Raw genomic sequence first — 16,039 nt, 5'->3', positions numbered from 1 at the left:
AGCCCAAATGCGTTTGCTTGACGCCGCCTGCAGCGGCGAACCAGTCGCCTGAGTTGGCACAGTTCAGTCCGCGGCTTCCTTTTCTTCCAGCACCCTGGCCGGCGCTTCTCGCCACTGGCCCGCTTCCAGCAGCTTGTTCTTCAGCCCCGGCAGCGGAAATCCCAGCGCGTACGCCTTCCACGCATAGTCGCGCGCCTTGGGGTAGTCTTTCTTTTTCATATACATCAAGCCCAGGTTGTAATTGATGGTCGGGTGTTCCGGCGCCAGCCGTGCCGCTTCGTTCAGTTGCACCAGCGCGGCATCGTTCTGGCCCGCGCTCAACAGGTAGGAACCGTACACCATGCGCACCGTCGCATCGTCCGGCTTGAAGCGTATGGCCCGGTCGAAAAAGCAGTCGATCGGATATCGTGCGCCGTTCGGTTGCGGCTTTTTGTCGCGCAAGCTCAGTTTGGCCATCGCCGCCAGCGCCCGGTGGTGGTTGGGGAAATGTTCCAGCGTGTAGCTGATGTCGCCGCCGATGCTGCCGGACAGGCCTTGCACCAGGTTTTCCACTTTTTTGGAAAAGTGAAAACTTTCCACCACGTCCAATCCTTGCCGGTCGTCGGCGTTGGTGTAGTCGCCGCCCGGGTCGTGCTTGACATAGGCCGGGCAATCCGCTTGTGCCGCTGCGCAGGGGCCGCAGACGATCATCGAGAACAGGTAAATGGCTGGCTTCATGGGGTCTCCCGGTGGCTGATGCGGTCCAGCAAGCCGGCTAGAACGGTGGTCCTGGCTTGCCGCGATTGTTGGGCGATGGTGTCGCTGTCGGCCAGCGGCGCCTGGTGTGAACGGGCCAGCGCCAGGAAGCGCGGCAGCGCGTGGGCGATCCCGGCCGGCGAGTTCAGCGGGGCTATCGTGTCGATGCCGCAACTGCGCAGCTTGGCGGCGCTGTCGCCGGCCAGGTCGGTCAGCGCCAGCAGCGGGCGCCGCGCGCGCAGGTATTCGTACAGTTTGGCGGGAATTTGATGGTTGCAATGGGCTGCTTGCAGCAACAATAAACCGTCGGCGTCGAGCATGTCGGCCAGCGCCGCCTGGTAGGGCAGCGTCGGCGCCAGTTGCACCAGGTCTTCGATGGCGAACTGTTGCAGCATGCCCCGTAAATACCGGTCGTGGCCGCTGGCGCGCAACAGCAGTTGAAAGTCATGCGCGCCGATGGCGTTGTCGTCGCGTAGCTTTGCCAGCGCCTCGAACAGCGCCGAAGGGTCGCGCTCGGATGGATAGAGGATGCCGCTGTGCAGTAATTTGAATGGCGCGCCAGGCTGGCGTGCGGCGGCTGGCGTGGCGCCGGCCAGCGTGAAATTGCTTTCGTCGTAAGCGTTTTCGATCAGGCTGAGCCGGTCTTCCAATTGGGGGAACCGTGCACGGTAGTTGCCCATGGCGCCAGGCGTGGTGCATACCACGGCGGCGCTGTGTTCAGCGATATTGTGTTCCAGCCATTGATGCAGGCGGCGCGTGCGCGCATCGGCAGGATAAGGCTTGCCGCCGTTGTTTTCGCTCATCGGGTCGCGCTGGTCGGCGATCCACGGCAAGCCGCTCAGGCGCTGCAAGGTCAGTGCGATCAGGTGGGCGGTGGCGATCGGGTAGGTCGACCAGATCACGTCCGGGCGATATTGCCGGATCAGGCGCAGGCCGGCCGGCACCGCGCTGAGCCACCATGAACTCCAGCGGTCGGGCAAGGCCAGCCACGCCGGATAACGGCCCCCGAGCGCCATGTGGCGCGCGGCGTCCAGCGCGAAGCTGCGCCGGACGGTCATCGCGGCATTGATTTCAGGCAGTTGGCCGGTGCTGGTGGCGGCGTAGGCGCGCAGGTTGACGCTGAGGATGATAGCTTCCCAGCCATGTTGCGGCAGGTATTGGGCGAACTTCAGCGTGCGCTGGATGCCGCTGCTGCCTTGCATCGGCGGAAAATGGTAGGCGATCATCAGTACGCGCCTTACCATGAGCCGATCCAGTCGGCGCACATGCCTGTCACGGCATCGCGCCAGGCGCGGCGGGCAAACGTGTGGTTGGCGTACGGCACGGTGACTTGCCGCATCAGCGGATTGTGGTGCAGTTCGCGCCATAATGGCTGGTGGTTTGGCAGGTCGCTGTATTCACGCGCGCCCAGGTCGGCGCCGCTGAGGATCACCAGCGTACGGCCGCGAAACCGCCGCAGGCCCGTGTACAGGCGCTGCGCCGGGCTGTCGTCTGGCTGCTGGTCGGCGCGGCTGCTGAGCTGCAACCGACGCATCGCGGACAGCGATTGGCCGGCGTGCCATTTTCCGCTCAGCAGCTTGCGCCAAAAGTCGCGCTGTCGCAGCCGCGCCAGGTAATAGTGGCGCAAGGTGACCCGGGCGTTGCCGGCTTCGCTGCGCACCCACGGATTGAGCAAGATCAGTCCGCTGATGCGCGGGTCTTGATAAGCATGGCAAGCCGCCGCCGTGGCGCCGTCGCACAAGCCCCAGAGCACCAGTTCGCGCAATTGCGGCACGCAACTGAAAAATGCTTGTGTCGCACTATCGATGTCGTCGCCGATCTGCCGGTAATCGCGGGCTTCGCCCTGGCTGTCGCCCATGCCGCGATAATCGAAACGCATCACCGGAATGCCGCGTGCCGCCAGTTCCCGGGCCAGCAACGCGAACTGGCGGTGGCTGCCGACGCGGTATTGCGGGCCGCCGGTGACGATCAGCACGCCGCGGGCCCGCGGCTGTTGCGGCACGCTGAGGATGCCGACCAGGCGGCACGACTGGCACAGGAAGCTTAGCGCGCGCTGTTCGACCGCCTGCACGGGTTCGCGAAGAGGAGGGAGAAGCTGTTCGATGATCATCGGTAAACTCATGGGTAGCGCGCCGCGGTTGCCGCCAGCAGGGCCTGGCATTCGATGATTTCTCCGCTATTCCAGAATGGCAAACCTTGCACCGGCACCAGCTCCAGTTCGACGCCGGCGGCGGTCCAGCGTTCCGCCTGGCGCATGGCGGCTGGCGCCACGTCGCCGTTGACGGTGTTTTCAAACCAGCGCACCGGAACACCGGGCGTCATCGCGGCCAGGTCGATGGCGTCGATGGCGCACGCCAGTTCCGGCGTCAATTGATAACCGCCAACCTCGATGCTGCGGCCCGCCGCCAGTTGCTGGCGCGCGCTCATGCCGTCGGCGCTGTCGGCGCCCGACAGCATGCGGCTGGCCAGTTCGATGCGCAGCAATTGGTCGACGAAGGCCGAGCCCTTGAGCACCGGGTGCCACAGGATCAGCTGGTCGAGCGGCGTGCCAGCCGCGCCGCGCATGCCGTGCGCGACGTCGAGCGCCAGCAGGCCGCCGAGGCGCAAGCCCCACAGGCTGAGCGGACCGTTGACGCGCTGCGCCAGCCAGGCGCTGGCCAGGCGCAAGTCGTGGCGCCAGATGTGCCAGCGCGCATCGGCAAACTCGCCGCTGCTGTCGCCGCAACCGTACAGGTCGATTTGCAGCACGCTGTAGCCGCTGGCCGCGAAGGCGCGCGCCTGCAAGGCCGCCGTGCGCCGGCTTTTATTGAGTTCCTCGCCGAACGGATGGATATACAGGATGGCGCCATGCGGCTTCTGACCCGGCGCCGGCAAATGAAAGATGCAAAAGCGTTCGCCCGGACTGGCCGGCATGAAAAACGGCAAGGCTCCGGTGGAGTCGGCCAGCGGCGTATTCATCTCAGCTTTTCCCGGACGAACTCGGCCAGGGTAGCGACGGTGGAGAAGTGCCGCGCATGGATCTCGTCGTCGGCCACGGCGATGCCAAAATGGCCTTCCAGCGCGGTAATGACGTTGACCACCGCCATCGAATCGAGCTCGGGTATGCTGCCCAGCAACGGCGTTTCGGCGTCCAGCGCTTGCCGGCCCAGCCCCAGCGTCGTGCTCAATATATGTTTTACTGCTTCAAGATGCGGCATGTCAACTCCATCGAAGGAAAGTAACGCAGCCCTGACGTATCGAACCACAGGCTGGGAAAGGATGTCGGACTGCGCGACAGGTGGAAATACGGCGCGATGCTGCTGGCCATCCATTGCCAGCGGCCGCAGCGCAGGAAGGTGGCGCTGCCCAGGCGCAGCGTGCCGATGCGGGCATGGGCGCTTAACGACGACACATTAAATGCGGAAATCCGGCTGCACGACCAGCGCACGCCATCGGCGTGCAGCAGGCGGTTGGCTTCTTCCCACAGGCGCGCAAAGGTCAGGCCAAGGCGCGCATCCGGGTGCACCCAGACATCCAGGTCCCAGGCCGACTGGCTCGATGGCAAGATATAGCGGACCCGCACCTCGTCCTCCTGACAAGCATCCCGCAACAGCCACAAGAATCCGCGCAGCCCGCTATCGGACTGCGTATCGGGCCCGCTATCCGGCCCAATATCGCGGCCGGTCTCGCGCAGCGCGGCCAGGCATACCGCGCCTTGCGCAAAACGGCCGGCCAGCACCGCCGCCGGACGCAAGGTGGTGGGCGGCAACTCGGCCATGTTGCGGCACAGGCGGATGGTAATGCCGAGACCGCGCCCGTGGCACAGCGAGCCGGGCGCCACGGCTTGCGCGACGAACTGGTATTTGAGCAGCGAGCAGCGGCCCCCCGACGCGCGTGCCAGCAGCCGCGACAGGGCCAGCAAGCCGGTATTGAGCCAGCCCAGGCGCCTGATATTGTTGAGGATGCGTTTCAGCATGAAATGTGGTGACCCGGTGGCGCTCAGGGTTTTATTAGACCGCAGCGGGCCCGCGTTCGGCTTGAGCAGGCTCAAGCTTCGCTTGGACTTGTTTCATTGATAAAGATCAAGAGGCTCAGTCCGGTTTGTCTGAATCATAGCGAAGTGCAGGGTGGATGGCTGCCGGCCATCGGCTGCCGCATTTCGAGGGAAGTCATGACCCAATTGATACACGAGTTGATTATCGAGACCGCAAGGCGTACGCCGCTGGCGCCCGCCTTGTCTTGCCAGGGCCTGCAACTGGATTATGCGGCGCTGGCCGCGGCGCTTGGCGGCGCCGCCGTAGCGTTGCTGGCGCTGGGACTGGAGCGTGGCGAGCGGGTCGCGGTGTACCTGGAAAAGCGCGAAGAAACGGTGATCGCGATGTTTGGCGCGGCGGCGGCCGGCGCCGTGTTCGTGCCGGTCAATCCCTTGCTGAAGCCGGAACAAGTCGCTTATATATTAGCCGATTGCAATGTGCGTATCCTGGTCACGTCGCGCGAGCGGCTGCGCCAGTTGCATGGCGTATTGGCCGGATGTCCCGACTTGAACACCGTGGTGCTGGCCGGCACGCCCGAGTTTCCGGCAGTGCCGGTGCCCGGCATCCGCTGCATCGACTGGGGCGATAGCCTGGGTATTGCCGCAGCGCATACGCAAGAATCGCCGCATGAGTCGTGGCATGAGTCGCAGCCTGGATCGCGGCCTGAAGCGCACCGCGTCATCGACAGCGATATGGCGGCGATCCTGTACACCTCCGGCAGCACCGGCAAGCCCAAGGGCGTGGTGCTGTCGCACCGCAATCTGGTGGCCGGCGCACTGAGCGTATCGGGCTACCTCGGCAATCATGCGCAAGACCGGATCTTGTGTCTGTTGCCGCTCAGTTTCGATTATGGCTTGAGCCAGTTGACCACGGTGTTCGCCAGCGGCGCCTGCGCGGTGCTGATGAATCACTTGCTGGTGCGCGACATCATTGAAACCGTCGAGCAGGAATCGATCACCGGCCTGGCCGCCGTGCCGCCGTTGTGGATACAGTTGTCGCAATTGAGCTGGCCGTTGTCGTGCACCTTGCGCTACATCACCAATTCGGGCGGTGCCATGCAGCGCAGCACCATCGATAAATTGCGCGCTGCCTTGCCGCGCACCCAGATTTACCTGATGTACGGCTTGACCGAAGCGTTCCGCTCGACCTTCCTGGCGCCCGAACAACTGGCGCGGCGCCCGGACTCGATCGGCAAGGCGATCCCGAACGCTGAAGTGATGGTGTTGCGCAACGACGGCACGCCGTGCGCGGCGGATGAGCCGGGCGAACTGGTACATCGCGGCGCGCTGGTGGCGATGGGCTACTGGAACGATGCCGGCAAGACCTCTGAACGTTTCAAACCCTTGCCGCCGCGCCAGCCCGGTTTGCCGCTGCCGGAACTGGCGGTATGGTCGGGCGACACGGTGCGCCGCGATAGCGAAGGATTCCTGTATTTTATTGGCCGCGAAGACGATATGATCAAGACGTCCGGTTATCGTGTCAGCCCCGGTGAAATCGAGGATGTCGCGTATGGCAGCGGCCTGGTCGGCGAAGCGGCGGCGTTCGGCGTGCCGCATCCGATGCTGGGCCAAGCCATCGCCTTGCTGGCCACCAGCGCTCCTGGCCAGGCGTTGCAGGCCGATGCGCTGCTGGCGGCATGCAAGGCGGCCTTGCCCGGTTATATGGTGCCGGCCTGGGTCGATATCCGCAGCGATGCCTTGCCGCGCAATCCGAACGGCAAGATCGACCGCAAATCGCTGGCCGCCGAACTGTCGCGCGTGTTTGCCGGCGGTGCGGCATGAGCGCGCCCGTGCATGCGCCGATGACGCAATTCGAGGTGCGCGGCGATTGCCTGCGGATTGGCGACTGGTCCTTGCCGCAATTGGCGCGGCGGGTCGGCCGCACGCCTTTTTATGCGTATGAGCGGCGCCAGATCGAGCGGCGTATCGGCATGCTGCGTGAAGCCTTGCCGGCTGGAATAGAGCTGCATTACGCCATGAAAGCCAACCCGATGCCGGCGTTGGTCAACTTGATGGCCGGTCTCGTCGATGGCATCGATGTCGCGTCCGGCGGTGAATTGAAGACCGCGCTGGATACGCCGATGGCGCCGGAACGCATCAGTTTTGCCGGCCCGGGCAAGACCGACGCCGAACTCGGCTGCGCTGTCGCGGCCGGCGTGCTGATCAACCTGGAGTCGGAACAGGAAATGGAAAAAGTGGCGCTGCTGGGACAATACCAGCGGGTCCGGCCGAAAGTGGCGCTGCGCATCAATCCCGATTTTGAATTGAAACATGCCGGCATGAAAATGGGCGGCGGCCCGCATCAGTTCGGTATCGACCAGCAGCGCGTGCCGGCCATGCTGGTGCGGCTGGGCCAGTTGGGGCTGGATTTTTACGGTTTTCACATCTTCAGCGGTTCGCAAAACCTGTCGGCACCGGCGATTTGCGAAGCGCAGCGCCTGAGCGTGGCGCTGGCGCTGGAATTGCTGCCGCAGGCGCCGAAAGCCATGCGCCTGCTGAATATCGGCGGCGGTTTCGGCGTGCCGTATTTTCCTGGTGAACAGGCGCTGGAATTGCAGCCGGTGGCCGACAACCTGGCGCGGCAACTGGCCTTGCTGCAGCGTGTCTCGCCGCAAACCCGGCTGGTGCTGGAACTGGGACGCTACCTGGTGGCGCCGGCGGGGGTCTATGTGTGCCGTGTATTGGAGCGCAAGATATCGCGCGGGCAAGTATTCCTGATTACCGATGGCGGCTTGCACCACCATCTGGCCGCGTCGGGTAATTTTGGCCAGGTACTGCGCAAGAATTATCCTGTCGCGATCGGCAACCATATCGTTAGCGATGCGCGGGAAATTGTCTCGGTGGTCGGCCCCTTGTGCACGCCGCTCGACTTGCTGGCCGACCGGATGGAAATGGCGTATGCCGAAGTCGGCGACCTGGTGGTGGTGTTCCAGTCCGGCGCGTATGGCCTGAGCGCCAGTCCGGGGGCTTTCCTGAGCCATCCGGCGGCGCTGGAGGTGCTGGTATGAGCGGCCTGTGCGGTTGGCTGGCGAGCCAGGCTGAAATCGATTCGGAAGCGGAACATGCACGCTTGCTGGCGCGCATGGCCGCGCCATTGTGCCGGCATGACGACAGCATGCCGCAGTCGTTTGTCAGCACTGGCAGTGCGGCGGCGGTCGCGGCGCTTGCAGATGATGCCGGCATCCAGGCCGGCGCTCAGTTGCATCACAAGGATGGCCTGATCATCGCGCTGCTGGGCCGGCCGGTGCTGGCCGGCGCCTTGTTGCAGGCGGCCGACCTGGCGCCGTTGTGGCGTGCGCATGGCAGCAAGGTGTGCGCCAGCCTGTGCGGTGGGTTCGCCTTGGCCATCGTCGATGAATTCAGCGGCGAAGCGTTGCTGGCGGTCGACCGTAGCGGCATCCAGCCGCTGTTTTACCGGCATGGCGCGCACGGTTTGTTCTTTGCGTCGTCGGCTGTGGCGTTGTTGGCCCATCCGGCCGCGCAAAGCGGACTCGACAAGCAAGCGATTTACAATTATCTGTATTTCCACATGGTGCCGGGACCGGCCACGATTTACCAGGGCCAGCAGCGCCTGTTGCCGGGGGAATATCTGCATTTCCGCGCCGGACGCTTGCAGCGCGGCTGTTATTGGCAGATGGCGTACCAGGAACGGGGCCAGGCGCAGCAGCATGCCGCTCGTTCATTCCCGCAATTGAAAGCGGAATTCCTCGCCATCTTGCGCAGCGCGGTCGAGCAAGATAGCGCTGGCGCCGTTACCGGCACTTTCCTGAGCGGCGGCACCGACAGTTCCACGCTGGCCGGCATGCTGGGGCAAGTGTCGGGCCGGCCGGCGCGCGCTTATTCGATCGGTTTCGATGCGCCCGGCTACGATGAAATGGACTATGCGCGCATTGCCGCGCGCCATTTCGGCGCCGAGCACCATGAACGGTATGTGACGGCCGACGATGTGATGGTGGCAATTCCGCGCATCGCCGCGATCGTCGACCAGCCGTTCGGCAATGCCTCGGTGGTGCCGGCCTTTTATTGCGCACAAATGGCGCGCGCCGATGGCGTGACGCGCCTGCTGGGCGGCGATGGCGGCGACGAATTGTTTGGCGGGAATGAGCGCTATGCGCGCCAGGCCGTCTTCGAGCGCTACGACAAGGTCCCGGCGCTGCTGCGCCAGGCGATACTGGAGCCGCTGTTATTCAAATTGGCGGGAAACAGCCGTCACAAGCTGCTGTGCAAGGCGCGCAGTTATATCGAGCAAGCGTCATTGCCGCTGCCGGCGCGGCTGGAAACCTATAATCTGTTGCAGCGTTATGGCCATCCCCATGTACTGGAAGACGGCTTTCTTGCCGCCATCGATAGCAGCGCGCCGATCGGCCTGTTGAACCAGGCGTACTGGTTAAGCGACGGCCACAGCCAGATCAACCGCTTGCTGGCGCTGGACATGAAGTTCACGCTGGCCGATAACGATTTGCCGAAAGTGATGAAAGCGTGTGAATTGGCCGGCATCGAGGTGGCGTTTCCCTTTCTAAACGATGCGATGGTGGAATTCTCGGCCCGGCTGGCGCCGTGGCAAAAACTGCATGGCACGCAGCTGCGTTACTTTTTCAAGCAGGCGCTGGCCGATTTCCTGCCGCGCCAGGTATTGCGCAAGCAAAAACATGGCTTCGGCTTGCCGTTCGGCTTGTGGCTGCAAGGCCATGCCGGCTTGCGCGCGCTGGCCTTCGACAGCTTGAGCGCCTTGAAAAAACGCCGCATCGTGCGGGCGTCGTTCATCGACGACTTGCAACAACGCCATCTGCCGCGGCATCCGGCGTATCACGGCACCATGGTGTGGGTCTTGATGATGCTGGAGCAATGGCTGCAGCAACACCAGGATCAGCAACTTGTCGAGCGGCCGCGGCCGCGGCGCGAGCTGGCCTAGGCGTGCGAGTCCTGTGCGGGCGGCCGGTTGGCGGCCTGCATGAAGTCGATGAAGGCGCGCAGCTTGCCGGGCATGTGCGCCCGGTTCGGGTAATACAGGTAGAACGCGCTGCCGGCCACCCTGGAGCGTTCCAGCAGCGGCAGCAGCCGGCCGCTGTCGATGTCTGCGCGGGCGAAGTCCTCGAAGACATAGGCGATGCCCAGGCCGCGTACGGCCGCTTCCTGCGCGGAACGCATTTCATCGAACACCAGCCGGCCTTGCACATCGATTTGGGTGATCTCGCGGCCGTTCTGGAAACGCCATTCGAATGGCCGGCCGCTGTCGGGGAAACGCTGGCGTATGCAAGCGTGGTTCAGCAAGTCGTGCGGCGTTTTCGGCGCGCCATGCCGTTGTAAATAGGACGGCGCCGCCACCAGCGTGCGCAGCTGCGCGCCGCCCAGCAAGACGGCGATCATGTCGCGCTGGATGGCATGCCCCAGCCGGATGCCGGCGTCGTAACCTTCGCCGACCACATCGCTCAACTGGTTGTCCAGCGCCAGTTCGACATTGACGCCCGGATGCTGGGCCAGGAATGATTCCAGGTGCGGTTCGATCAGGGTCCGGTACGCCACATACGAGGTATTGATGCGCAGCAGGCCGACCGGCTGGTCCGCCGACAGGCCGGCTTGCTGTACCGAATTGCGGATTTGTTCCAGCGCCGGCGCCAGCGTGTCCAGCAATTGCGCACCGGCTTCCGTCAATGCCACGCTGCGGGTGGTGCGGTTGAACAGCCGCACATTCAATTGCTCTTCCAATACTTTGACGGTACGCGAGATGGCGGTCGGCGTGACGCCCATTTCGACTGCCGCCCTGGAAAAATTCATGTGCCGCGCCACGCTTTCAAACGCGAACAAGCCCGGCAAATACAGCGCCCGGGTATTGGACGCCAATTCGGTATGAGGAAGGGACATCATTTTTGTCTGCACTGATTATGAATAATTTGTTGATACTGTATGAATGAATGCGGCGATTCTCTTCATTGTTGCCATGCTTTACATTGTACCCATGACAGCGCATCACGGCGTCCATTTATTTTTTAGGATCAATACATGCCCAAGACTTTCCTGAGTATCGGCTGCGGCCCGGGCATCGGCCTGGCGACGGCCTTGCGCTTTGCCAAAGAAGGCTACAACATCATTCTTTCTTCGCGCAAACTGGAAAGCTTGCGCAAGCTGGCCGAAGTGCTCGGCCAGGGCGGCGCCCATGTCACGCTGATGCAAGCCGACGCCAGCAAACCGGCGCAAATCCTGGAACTGGTCGGCCGCGCCGCGATTCATGGCGAGCTGGTGCTGCATTACAACGCCGGAGTGTTGCACTACGATCCACTGGGCGGATTGCAAGCGATGCCTATCGACCAGCAATCTTCCGGCGAATTGTCGTCTGACCTACAAATCAACTTGTCCAGCGCGCTGGTCGCGATCAAGACGGCCTTGCCGGCCATGCGGCAGCAGGGCGGCGGCACCATCTTGCTGACCGGCGGCGGCCTGGCCCTGCATCCGTCGGCCGATTTCCTGACGCTGAGCATTGGCAAGGCCGGCTTGCGAACCGCGGCGCAAGCGCTGTTCCAGCCGCTGAAAAAAGACAATATCCATATCGGCACGGTGACCGTTTGCCAAGTGGTGGATACGGCGTCCGACGCGCCGCGCCAGATCGCCGAGCTGTTCTGGGATCTGCATGCGCAAGCCAGGAATGACTGGACCTGGGAACACACTTTCGGCTGATCCGCGCCGCCTGTTCTTGTGATGAGTGTGTAAACGATATGCAAGGTGTGACGGGTAGCTCCTCGGTGTATTAGCGACCCTTCCTGCAAAGTCCGCTCCAAGCGTGGCGGCGGCAGGTTTTGTGCGGCCGGGCCTGGTTCCGGCCGCATTTTTTTTATGGCGCACAGGGCGCGTGGCGATAACGGTTTTGTTGCAGTTGCAGTAGAAATCCCAGCGCGCCAGGACGCCACGGTGTATATCGCGGCAAGTGAAACAAGTCGTCGCCGTGCCGCGCCGCGCCCGGGTCGGTGCTCGCGGCCGCCGTAAAACCCAGGCTTTTGACGATCTGCGCATGCAGCGGGCCGTAATCCTGTTGCAGCTTGCCGTTCGGATAGGCAAACAGCGTCACCGGCGCTTGAATGCATTCTTCCAATTGGCGCTTGCCGTTGGCGATCTCGGCCCGGGCGGCGGGTTCGGACAAGCTGGACAGGATAGGATGGCTGACGGTATGCGCGCCGATGCTCATGCCGGCCTGCTGCAGCGTGCGTACTTGTGCGCTGCTCATCATCAGCGGCGGCGCCGCCGGATGGCTGCTTTGTGCATGTAATTGCGCGGCGATCGCCTGGCGCCGGCTGAAGGGCAGGTATTTCAGCTTGGCAATGATGGTGGCGATGGCGCTGCGCCGTTCGGCCAGCGTGGCGATCGGCAACACTGCCAGTCCCAGTGCAGACAGGTCGAGGCAGGCGTCCGGCGCATCGCGCACCGCTTCGATGATGTCGTCGTTCCACATGCGGCCGCCATCCAGATAGCCTGTGCTGATGAAGAAACAGGCGGGCAAGCCGTATTTTTGCAGCAAGGGCAGCGCCACTGAGGCATTGTCGGCATAGCCATCGTCGAAGGTAATGCAGGCCGCGCGTTGCGGCAAGCTGCCGTCTTGCAGCCGGCACACGGCGAGCTCCAGCGGCAAGACGGTGAAAAACCGTTTCAGCACGGATAGCTGGCGTTCGAACAGCCTGGCATGCATTGCGCCGGGAAACAGCGCTTGCGGGCTGGCGGCCACCCGATGGTAAATCAGGATCGACAGGCATGGCGTGCGCCATGGCCAGGCCGGAATCATGGTTTGGCGGCCGTGGCGACGGGCCGGCCCAATCGGGTTTTGGCTTGCGGCACAGGCGCCGCGCCAAGCAGTGCTTGCGTCACCAGGATGCGGGTCGCGATGACGGCCGCCATCAGATAATACGGCATGTCGAAATACAGCAGGCTCAGGAAGGCGCCGCCGACGGCGAAGCCGATCATGCTGGCCTGTATCATCAGCGCCAGTCCGAACGCCCACGCCAGTTCGGCCCGGCCGCGCGTATTGCGCACGATCCACGCGGCCGAGCGCCAGGTCAGCAAGCCCAGCACCAGGTAGAGGATCAGGCCGACAAAGCCGTGTTCGCCCAAGGCCTGAAAATAAATGCTGTGCGCCGCATGGACATCGAGCGGATTCGGCGCATAGCGCAAGAATACCAGCGGGTCGGAGACGTCGAAACCGCCGCCGAGGAAGCGGTCCCGGGCCAGGTTGTAGGCCATGCGCCACGCGTTCAGCCGGCCTTGCGCCGATTCGTCGGCCTCGTAATTACTGATGGTATCCATGCGCTCGGCCCATTGCGCCGGCATGAACAGCAGGAACACGGGGATACACATGGTCAACAAGGCACCCAGCGCCAGCTTGCGCCCGCTCTTGATCCACATAAATAAGCACATGGCGGCGATCGCCAGCAAGCCGCCGCGCGAATACGAACCCAGCGCGGCCAGGCCGGACAGCAGCATCATGCCGGTCAAGCCACGGCGCAGCCATTTTTTATCCGTGATTTGCTGCAGGTAATGCATCAGCGGAATCGTGATGATCAGCGCCAGCGCCAGCGCATTGTTATCGCCGATAAAGGTATCTTCCGGTCCCCAGACCCGCTCGGTGCCGCCGCTGCGTATCGTGAAGAGTCCGCCCTTGACGCCGTAATAACCGATCGAAACCACCAGTACCCAGATCAGGCGCTGCACGTCTTGCTTGTTGCGGATCACCATCATGGTGACAAACGTCATCAGCATGATTTTCATGACCTTGTTCCATTGCACCCACGACGCCGACTGCACCAGCGCGAACGGGGTGGTCACGTTCATCCACAGCACGAACAGCAGCAGCGTCACGCTGATCGGCGTCAGCGGCAAGCTTTTCGGCAAGCGCGAAATCAGCAGGCTGAACATGGTGACGATGGCGATGATGAAGGCGAACGGCAAGTGGGTAGCGAAACCCCAGCCCTGGGTATGCGGATTCATCACGCTGACCCAGACCCACATCAGGCCGCCCAGCGCCGGCGCCTTCAAGATGAAGGGCAGGGAGCCGAATATCACCAGGGTAATCAGCAGGTCGCGCATGGCTGGGCAGAGGAAGGGTGGCGAACCGGTCTTGATCCCTGTCAACCGGACCTTAACAGCGATCAGTACACTGTTTTGTGATGGCCTTGTAATAGTAAGACACAGGAGAGACGCCCTTGTTGACCGTTCTCATGGCGACCTACAATGGCGCTGCGACCTTGCCGAAAGTATTGCAAGCCTATCAAGGCTTGATCGCACCGCCCGGCGGCTGGAAATTGCTGATCGCCGACAATGGCAGCAGCGACCGCACATGCGCCGTGATCGACCAATTCCAGTCCAGCCTGCCGATCACGTATTTATACGAGGGCCGGCGCGGCAAGAACGCCGCGTTGAACAGTGCGCTGGCGTTCAGCTTGCAAGAACCCGGCGCCGGCGATGATGTCTTCGTGTTTTCCGATGACGACGCGGCGCCGGCGCCCGACTGGCTGCTGCGGCTGGCCGAGTGCGCCAAGGCCCAGCCCGGCTACACGGTATTCGGCGGCGCCATCGTCGCCGACTGGAGCGAAACGCCGCCCGCATGGCTGCTGCAACTGGCCCCGCTCGGGCTGACTTACGGCATCACCGACCCGGCTTTGCCGTCAGGCCCGGTATTTCCCGGTTTGGTGTGGGGCGCCAATATGGCGATCCGGCGCCAGGTGTTCGAGTCCGGCTGGCGCTTCGACGACAGCATCGGTCCGCATGCCGCTCGCGGCAATTATGCGATGGGCAGCGAAACGCTGATGACGCGGGCGCTGTTTGACGCCGGTTATCTGTCATGGTTTTGCCCTGACGCCGTGGTCGCCCATCATATCCGGCCGCGCCAGGTCGCCGCCGCGTATGTGTTGCGGCGCGCGTATCAGTTTGGACGCGGCAAGTTTCGCCAGGAAAAATTCAATCCGGCACACAAGCTGCCCATGATCGCCAGGGTGCCGCGCTGGATGTGGCGGCGTTTCTTGCTGGAATGCCTGGGTTTGCTGCGCGCATCGCTGACAGGCGATGCCGGCCAGCGGTTCTTGCGGCGCTGGGAACTGGCGTATTTGCGCGGGTATTTCCATGAAGCGTGGTCCGGCACATCCGGTATCCGGCCGAAAGTGCTGATCACCAGTTATTCCGGCGAGTTGGGCGGCATGGAATTGCGCATGGCGCAAGAGGCGCGCTGGCTGGCCGGCGCCGGATACGACAGCACGCTGGCGCTGCGGCGCTTTCCCGGGTTCGATGACTGGGCCGCTACCTTGCGCAAGGAGCGGCTGCCGGTGCTGGTGTTCGAGCCGCCGCTATTTTTCGAACAATGGGAGTGGCGCCGCCTGAACCTGTGGCGCGCGCGGCTGGGTACGGCCTGGACGCTGCGGCGCCAGCGCAGCGACCTGGTGCATGTGGCGTTTTGCTGGAGCCATTATGGCGCGTCGGCCTTGTGGCTGGCCTCGCATTGCCGTTTGCCGAGCGTCATCAGCGTGCATAATGCGTTCCCGCCACAGGAAATCAGCGCCTGGCACCGGCCCTTGCTGCGCCAGGCATTCCGTTCGGTGCGCGGAATTTACGCGGTGTCGGAATCGGCGATGGCCCATTTCCTGGCGCTGTACCAGGAATACATCGTGCCGGCGACGCGGCTGACGGTGATACCGAACAGTGTCGATACCGAACGCTTCATCGTCTCGGCGCAACGCCGCATCGACGCCCGCCGCTTGCTGAATATCCCGCCGGATGCGCTGGTGCTCGGTTCGGTGGCCCGGCTGTCGGCGCAAAAACGGCCGCAAGTGTTGTTGAAACTATTCTGCGCCTTGCTGGCCCGATTTCCAGGCTTGTACCTGGTGCTGGTCGGCAGCGGCCCGCTGGAAGCGATGCTGCGTCTGCAGGCGCAAGCGGCGCAGGTCGGCGAGCGGGTGATATTCACCGGTTTCAGCGCGCAGGTCGAATTGCTGATGCCGGCCTTCGATCTGCATTTGCTGCTGAGCCGCAATGAGGGCTTCGGCATTTCGACCATCGAGGCGATGGCGTGCGGCGTGCCGGCGCTCGGCACCGATGTGCCGGGTACTGCCGACATCTTGCGCCATAGCCAGGGCGGGCTGCTGGTGCCGCTGCATGACGACGACGCGATCCTCGATGCGCTGGCCGCCTTGCTGGCCGATACGCCGCGCCGGCTGGCCATGGGACTGGCGGCCCGCAGCGAGGCGGAGACCCTGTATTCCAGTATCCGCTTGAAACAACAGGTAGTGGATTTTTACAGCGGCTTGCTGTGAATAGCACGCG

At 63.4% G+C, this 16,039-nt stretch carries 14 protein-coding genes; 5 read left to right on the top strand and 9 right to left on the bottom strand.

Annotated features, from left to right (window positions below):
* Window positions 1-63: 63 nt before the first annotated feature.
* From GJA_RS12475 to GJA_RS12450, 6 genes are read right to left on the bottom strand one after another with little or no spacing between them, the layout of a single operon-like run.
* Window positions 64-717, bottom strand: a complete 654-nt coding sequence (locus GJA_RS12475) for a tetratricopeptide repeat protein (RefSeq protein WP_051780763.1) — start codon at window positions 715-717, stop codon at window positions 64-66.
* Window positions 714-1,979 (bottom strand): glycosyltransferase, encoded by a 1,266-nt coding sequence (locus tag GJA_RS12470; protein WP_038492669.1) that lies wholly within the window; start codon window positions 1,977-1,979, stop codon window positions 714-716. Before GJA_RS12470 ends, GJA_RS12475 begins: the two co-directional genes overlap by 4 nt.
* A complete protein-coding gene (locus GJA_RS12465; protein ID WP_242404530.1) occupies window positions 1,973-2,857 on the bottom strand; it encodes a hydrolase 1, exosortase A system-associated in 885 nt (294 codons plus the stop codon). The genes GJA_RS12470 and GJA_RS12465 overlap by 7 nt, the downstream gene beginning before the upstream one ends.
* Complete coding sequence (locus GJA_RS12460; protein WP_038492663.1) at window positions 2,854-3,693, bottom strand: hydrolase 2, exosortase A system-associated; 840 nt, start codon at window positions 3,691-3,693, stop codon at window positions 2,854-2,856. The genes GJA_RS12465 and GJA_RS12460 overlap by 4 nt, the downstream gene beginning before the upstream one ends.
* Window positions 3,690-3,932 (bottom strand): acyl carrier protein, encoded by a 243-nt coding sequence (locus GJA_RS12455; protein ID WP_038492661.1) that lies wholly within the window; start codon window positions 3,930-3,932, stop codon window positions 3,690-3,692. The genes GJA_RS12460 and GJA_RS12455 overlap by 4 nt, the downstream gene beginning before the upstream one ends.
* Window positions 3,911-4,690 (bottom strand): hypothetical protein, encoded by a 780-nt coding sequence (locus tag GJA_RS12450; RefSeq protein ID WP_038499719.1) that lies wholly within the window; start codon window positions 4,688-4,690, stop codon window positions 3,911-3,913. The genes GJA_RS12455 and GJA_RS12450 overlap by 22 nt, the downstream gene beginning before the upstream one ends.
* A 195-nt stretch (window positions 4,691-4,885) precedes the next feature.
* Between GJA_RS12450 and GJA_RS12445 the strand changes: the two genes are divergently transcribed.
* Genes GJA_RS12445 through GJA_RS12435 form a run of 3 tightly spaced genes read left to right on the top strand, consistent with a single transcriptional unit; the run spans window position 4,886 to window position 9,659 of the window.
* A complete protein-coding gene (locus tag GJA_RS12445) occupies window positions 4,886-6,529 on the top strand; it encodes an acyl-CoA ligase (AMP-forming), exosortase A system-associated (RefSeq protein ID WP_038499718.1) in 1,644 nt (547 codons plus the stop codon).
* Window positions 6,526-7,755: a pyridoxal-dependent decarboxylase, exosortase A system-associated gene (locus GJA_RS12440; RefSeq protein WP_038492658.1), complete on the top strand. Its 1,230-nt coding sequence runs from the start codon at window positions 6,526-6,528 to the stop codon at window positions 7,753-7,755. Before GJA_RS12445 ends, GJA_RS12440 begins: the two co-directional genes overlap by 4 nt.
* Entirely contained in the window at window positions 7,752-9,659 is a 1,908-nt protein-coding gene (locus GJA_RS12435; protein ID WP_051780759.1) for an asparagine synthetase B family protein, read from the top strand. The genes GJA_RS12440 and GJA_RS12435 overlap by 4 nt, the downstream gene beginning before the upstream one ends.
* Here the strand turns inward: GJA_RS12435 and GJA_RS12430 are convergent.
* Complete coding sequence (locus tag GJA_RS12430) at window positions 9,656-10,612, bottom strand: LysR family transcriptional regulator (protein ID WP_197539794.1); 957 nt, start codon at window positions 10,610-10,612, stop codon at window positions 9,656-9,658. The two genes, GJA_RS12435 and GJA_RS12430, sit on opposite strands and share 4 nt — an antisense overlap.
* Before the next feature lie 135 nt (window positions 10,613-10,747).
* Here GJA_RS12430 and GJA_RS12425 point away from each other — a divergent pair, with 135 nt between their 5' ends.
* The gene (locus tag GJA_RS12425; RefSeq protein ID WP_038492652.1) at window positions 10,748-11,419 is read left to right on the top strand and encodes an SDR family NAD(P)-dependent oxidoreductase; all 672 of its coding nucleotides are present in this window, start codon (window positions 10,748-10,750) and stop codon (window positions 11,417-11,419) included.
* A 154-nt stretch (window positions 11,420-11,573) separates the two neighbouring features.
* On the opposite strand, the gene GJA_RS12420 is transcribed toward GJA_RS12425, so the two are convergent.
* A complete protein-coding gene (locus tag GJA_RS12420) occupies window positions 11,574-12,515 on the bottom strand; it encodes a polysaccharide deacetylase family protein (protein WP_038492649.1) in 942 nt (313 codons plus the stop codon).
* The gene (locus GJA_RS12415) at window positions 12,512-13,813 is read right to left on the bottom strand and encodes a putative O-glycosylation ligase, exosortase A system-associated (RefSeq protein ID WP_051780757.1); all 1,302 of its coding nucleotides are present in this window, start codon (window positions 13,811-13,813) and stop codon (window positions 12,512-12,514) included. The genes GJA_RS12420 and GJA_RS12415 overlap by 4 nt, the downstream gene beginning before the upstream one ends.
* Before the next feature lie 116 nt (window positions 13,814-13,929).
* On the opposite strand from GJA_RS12415, the gene GJA_RS12410 reads away from it, so the two are divergent.
* Window positions 13,930-16,029 (top strand): glycosyltransferase, encoded by a 2,100-nt coding sequence (locus GJA_RS12410; protein WP_242404529.1) that lies wholly within the window; start codon window positions 13,930-13,932, stop codon window positions 16,027-16,029.
* The last annotated feature ends 10 nt before the right edge of the window (window positions 16,030-16,039 follow it).

The organism is Janthinobacterium agaricidamnosum NBRC 102515 = DSM 9628 (assembly GCF_000723165.1).
GTDB classification, from domain to species: Bacteria; Pseudomonadota; Gammaproteobacteria; order Burkholderiales; family Burkholderiaceae_D; genus Janthinobacterium; species Janthinobacterium agaricidamnosum.
This window is presented reverse-complemented; position numbering and strand designations above follow the sequence as displayed.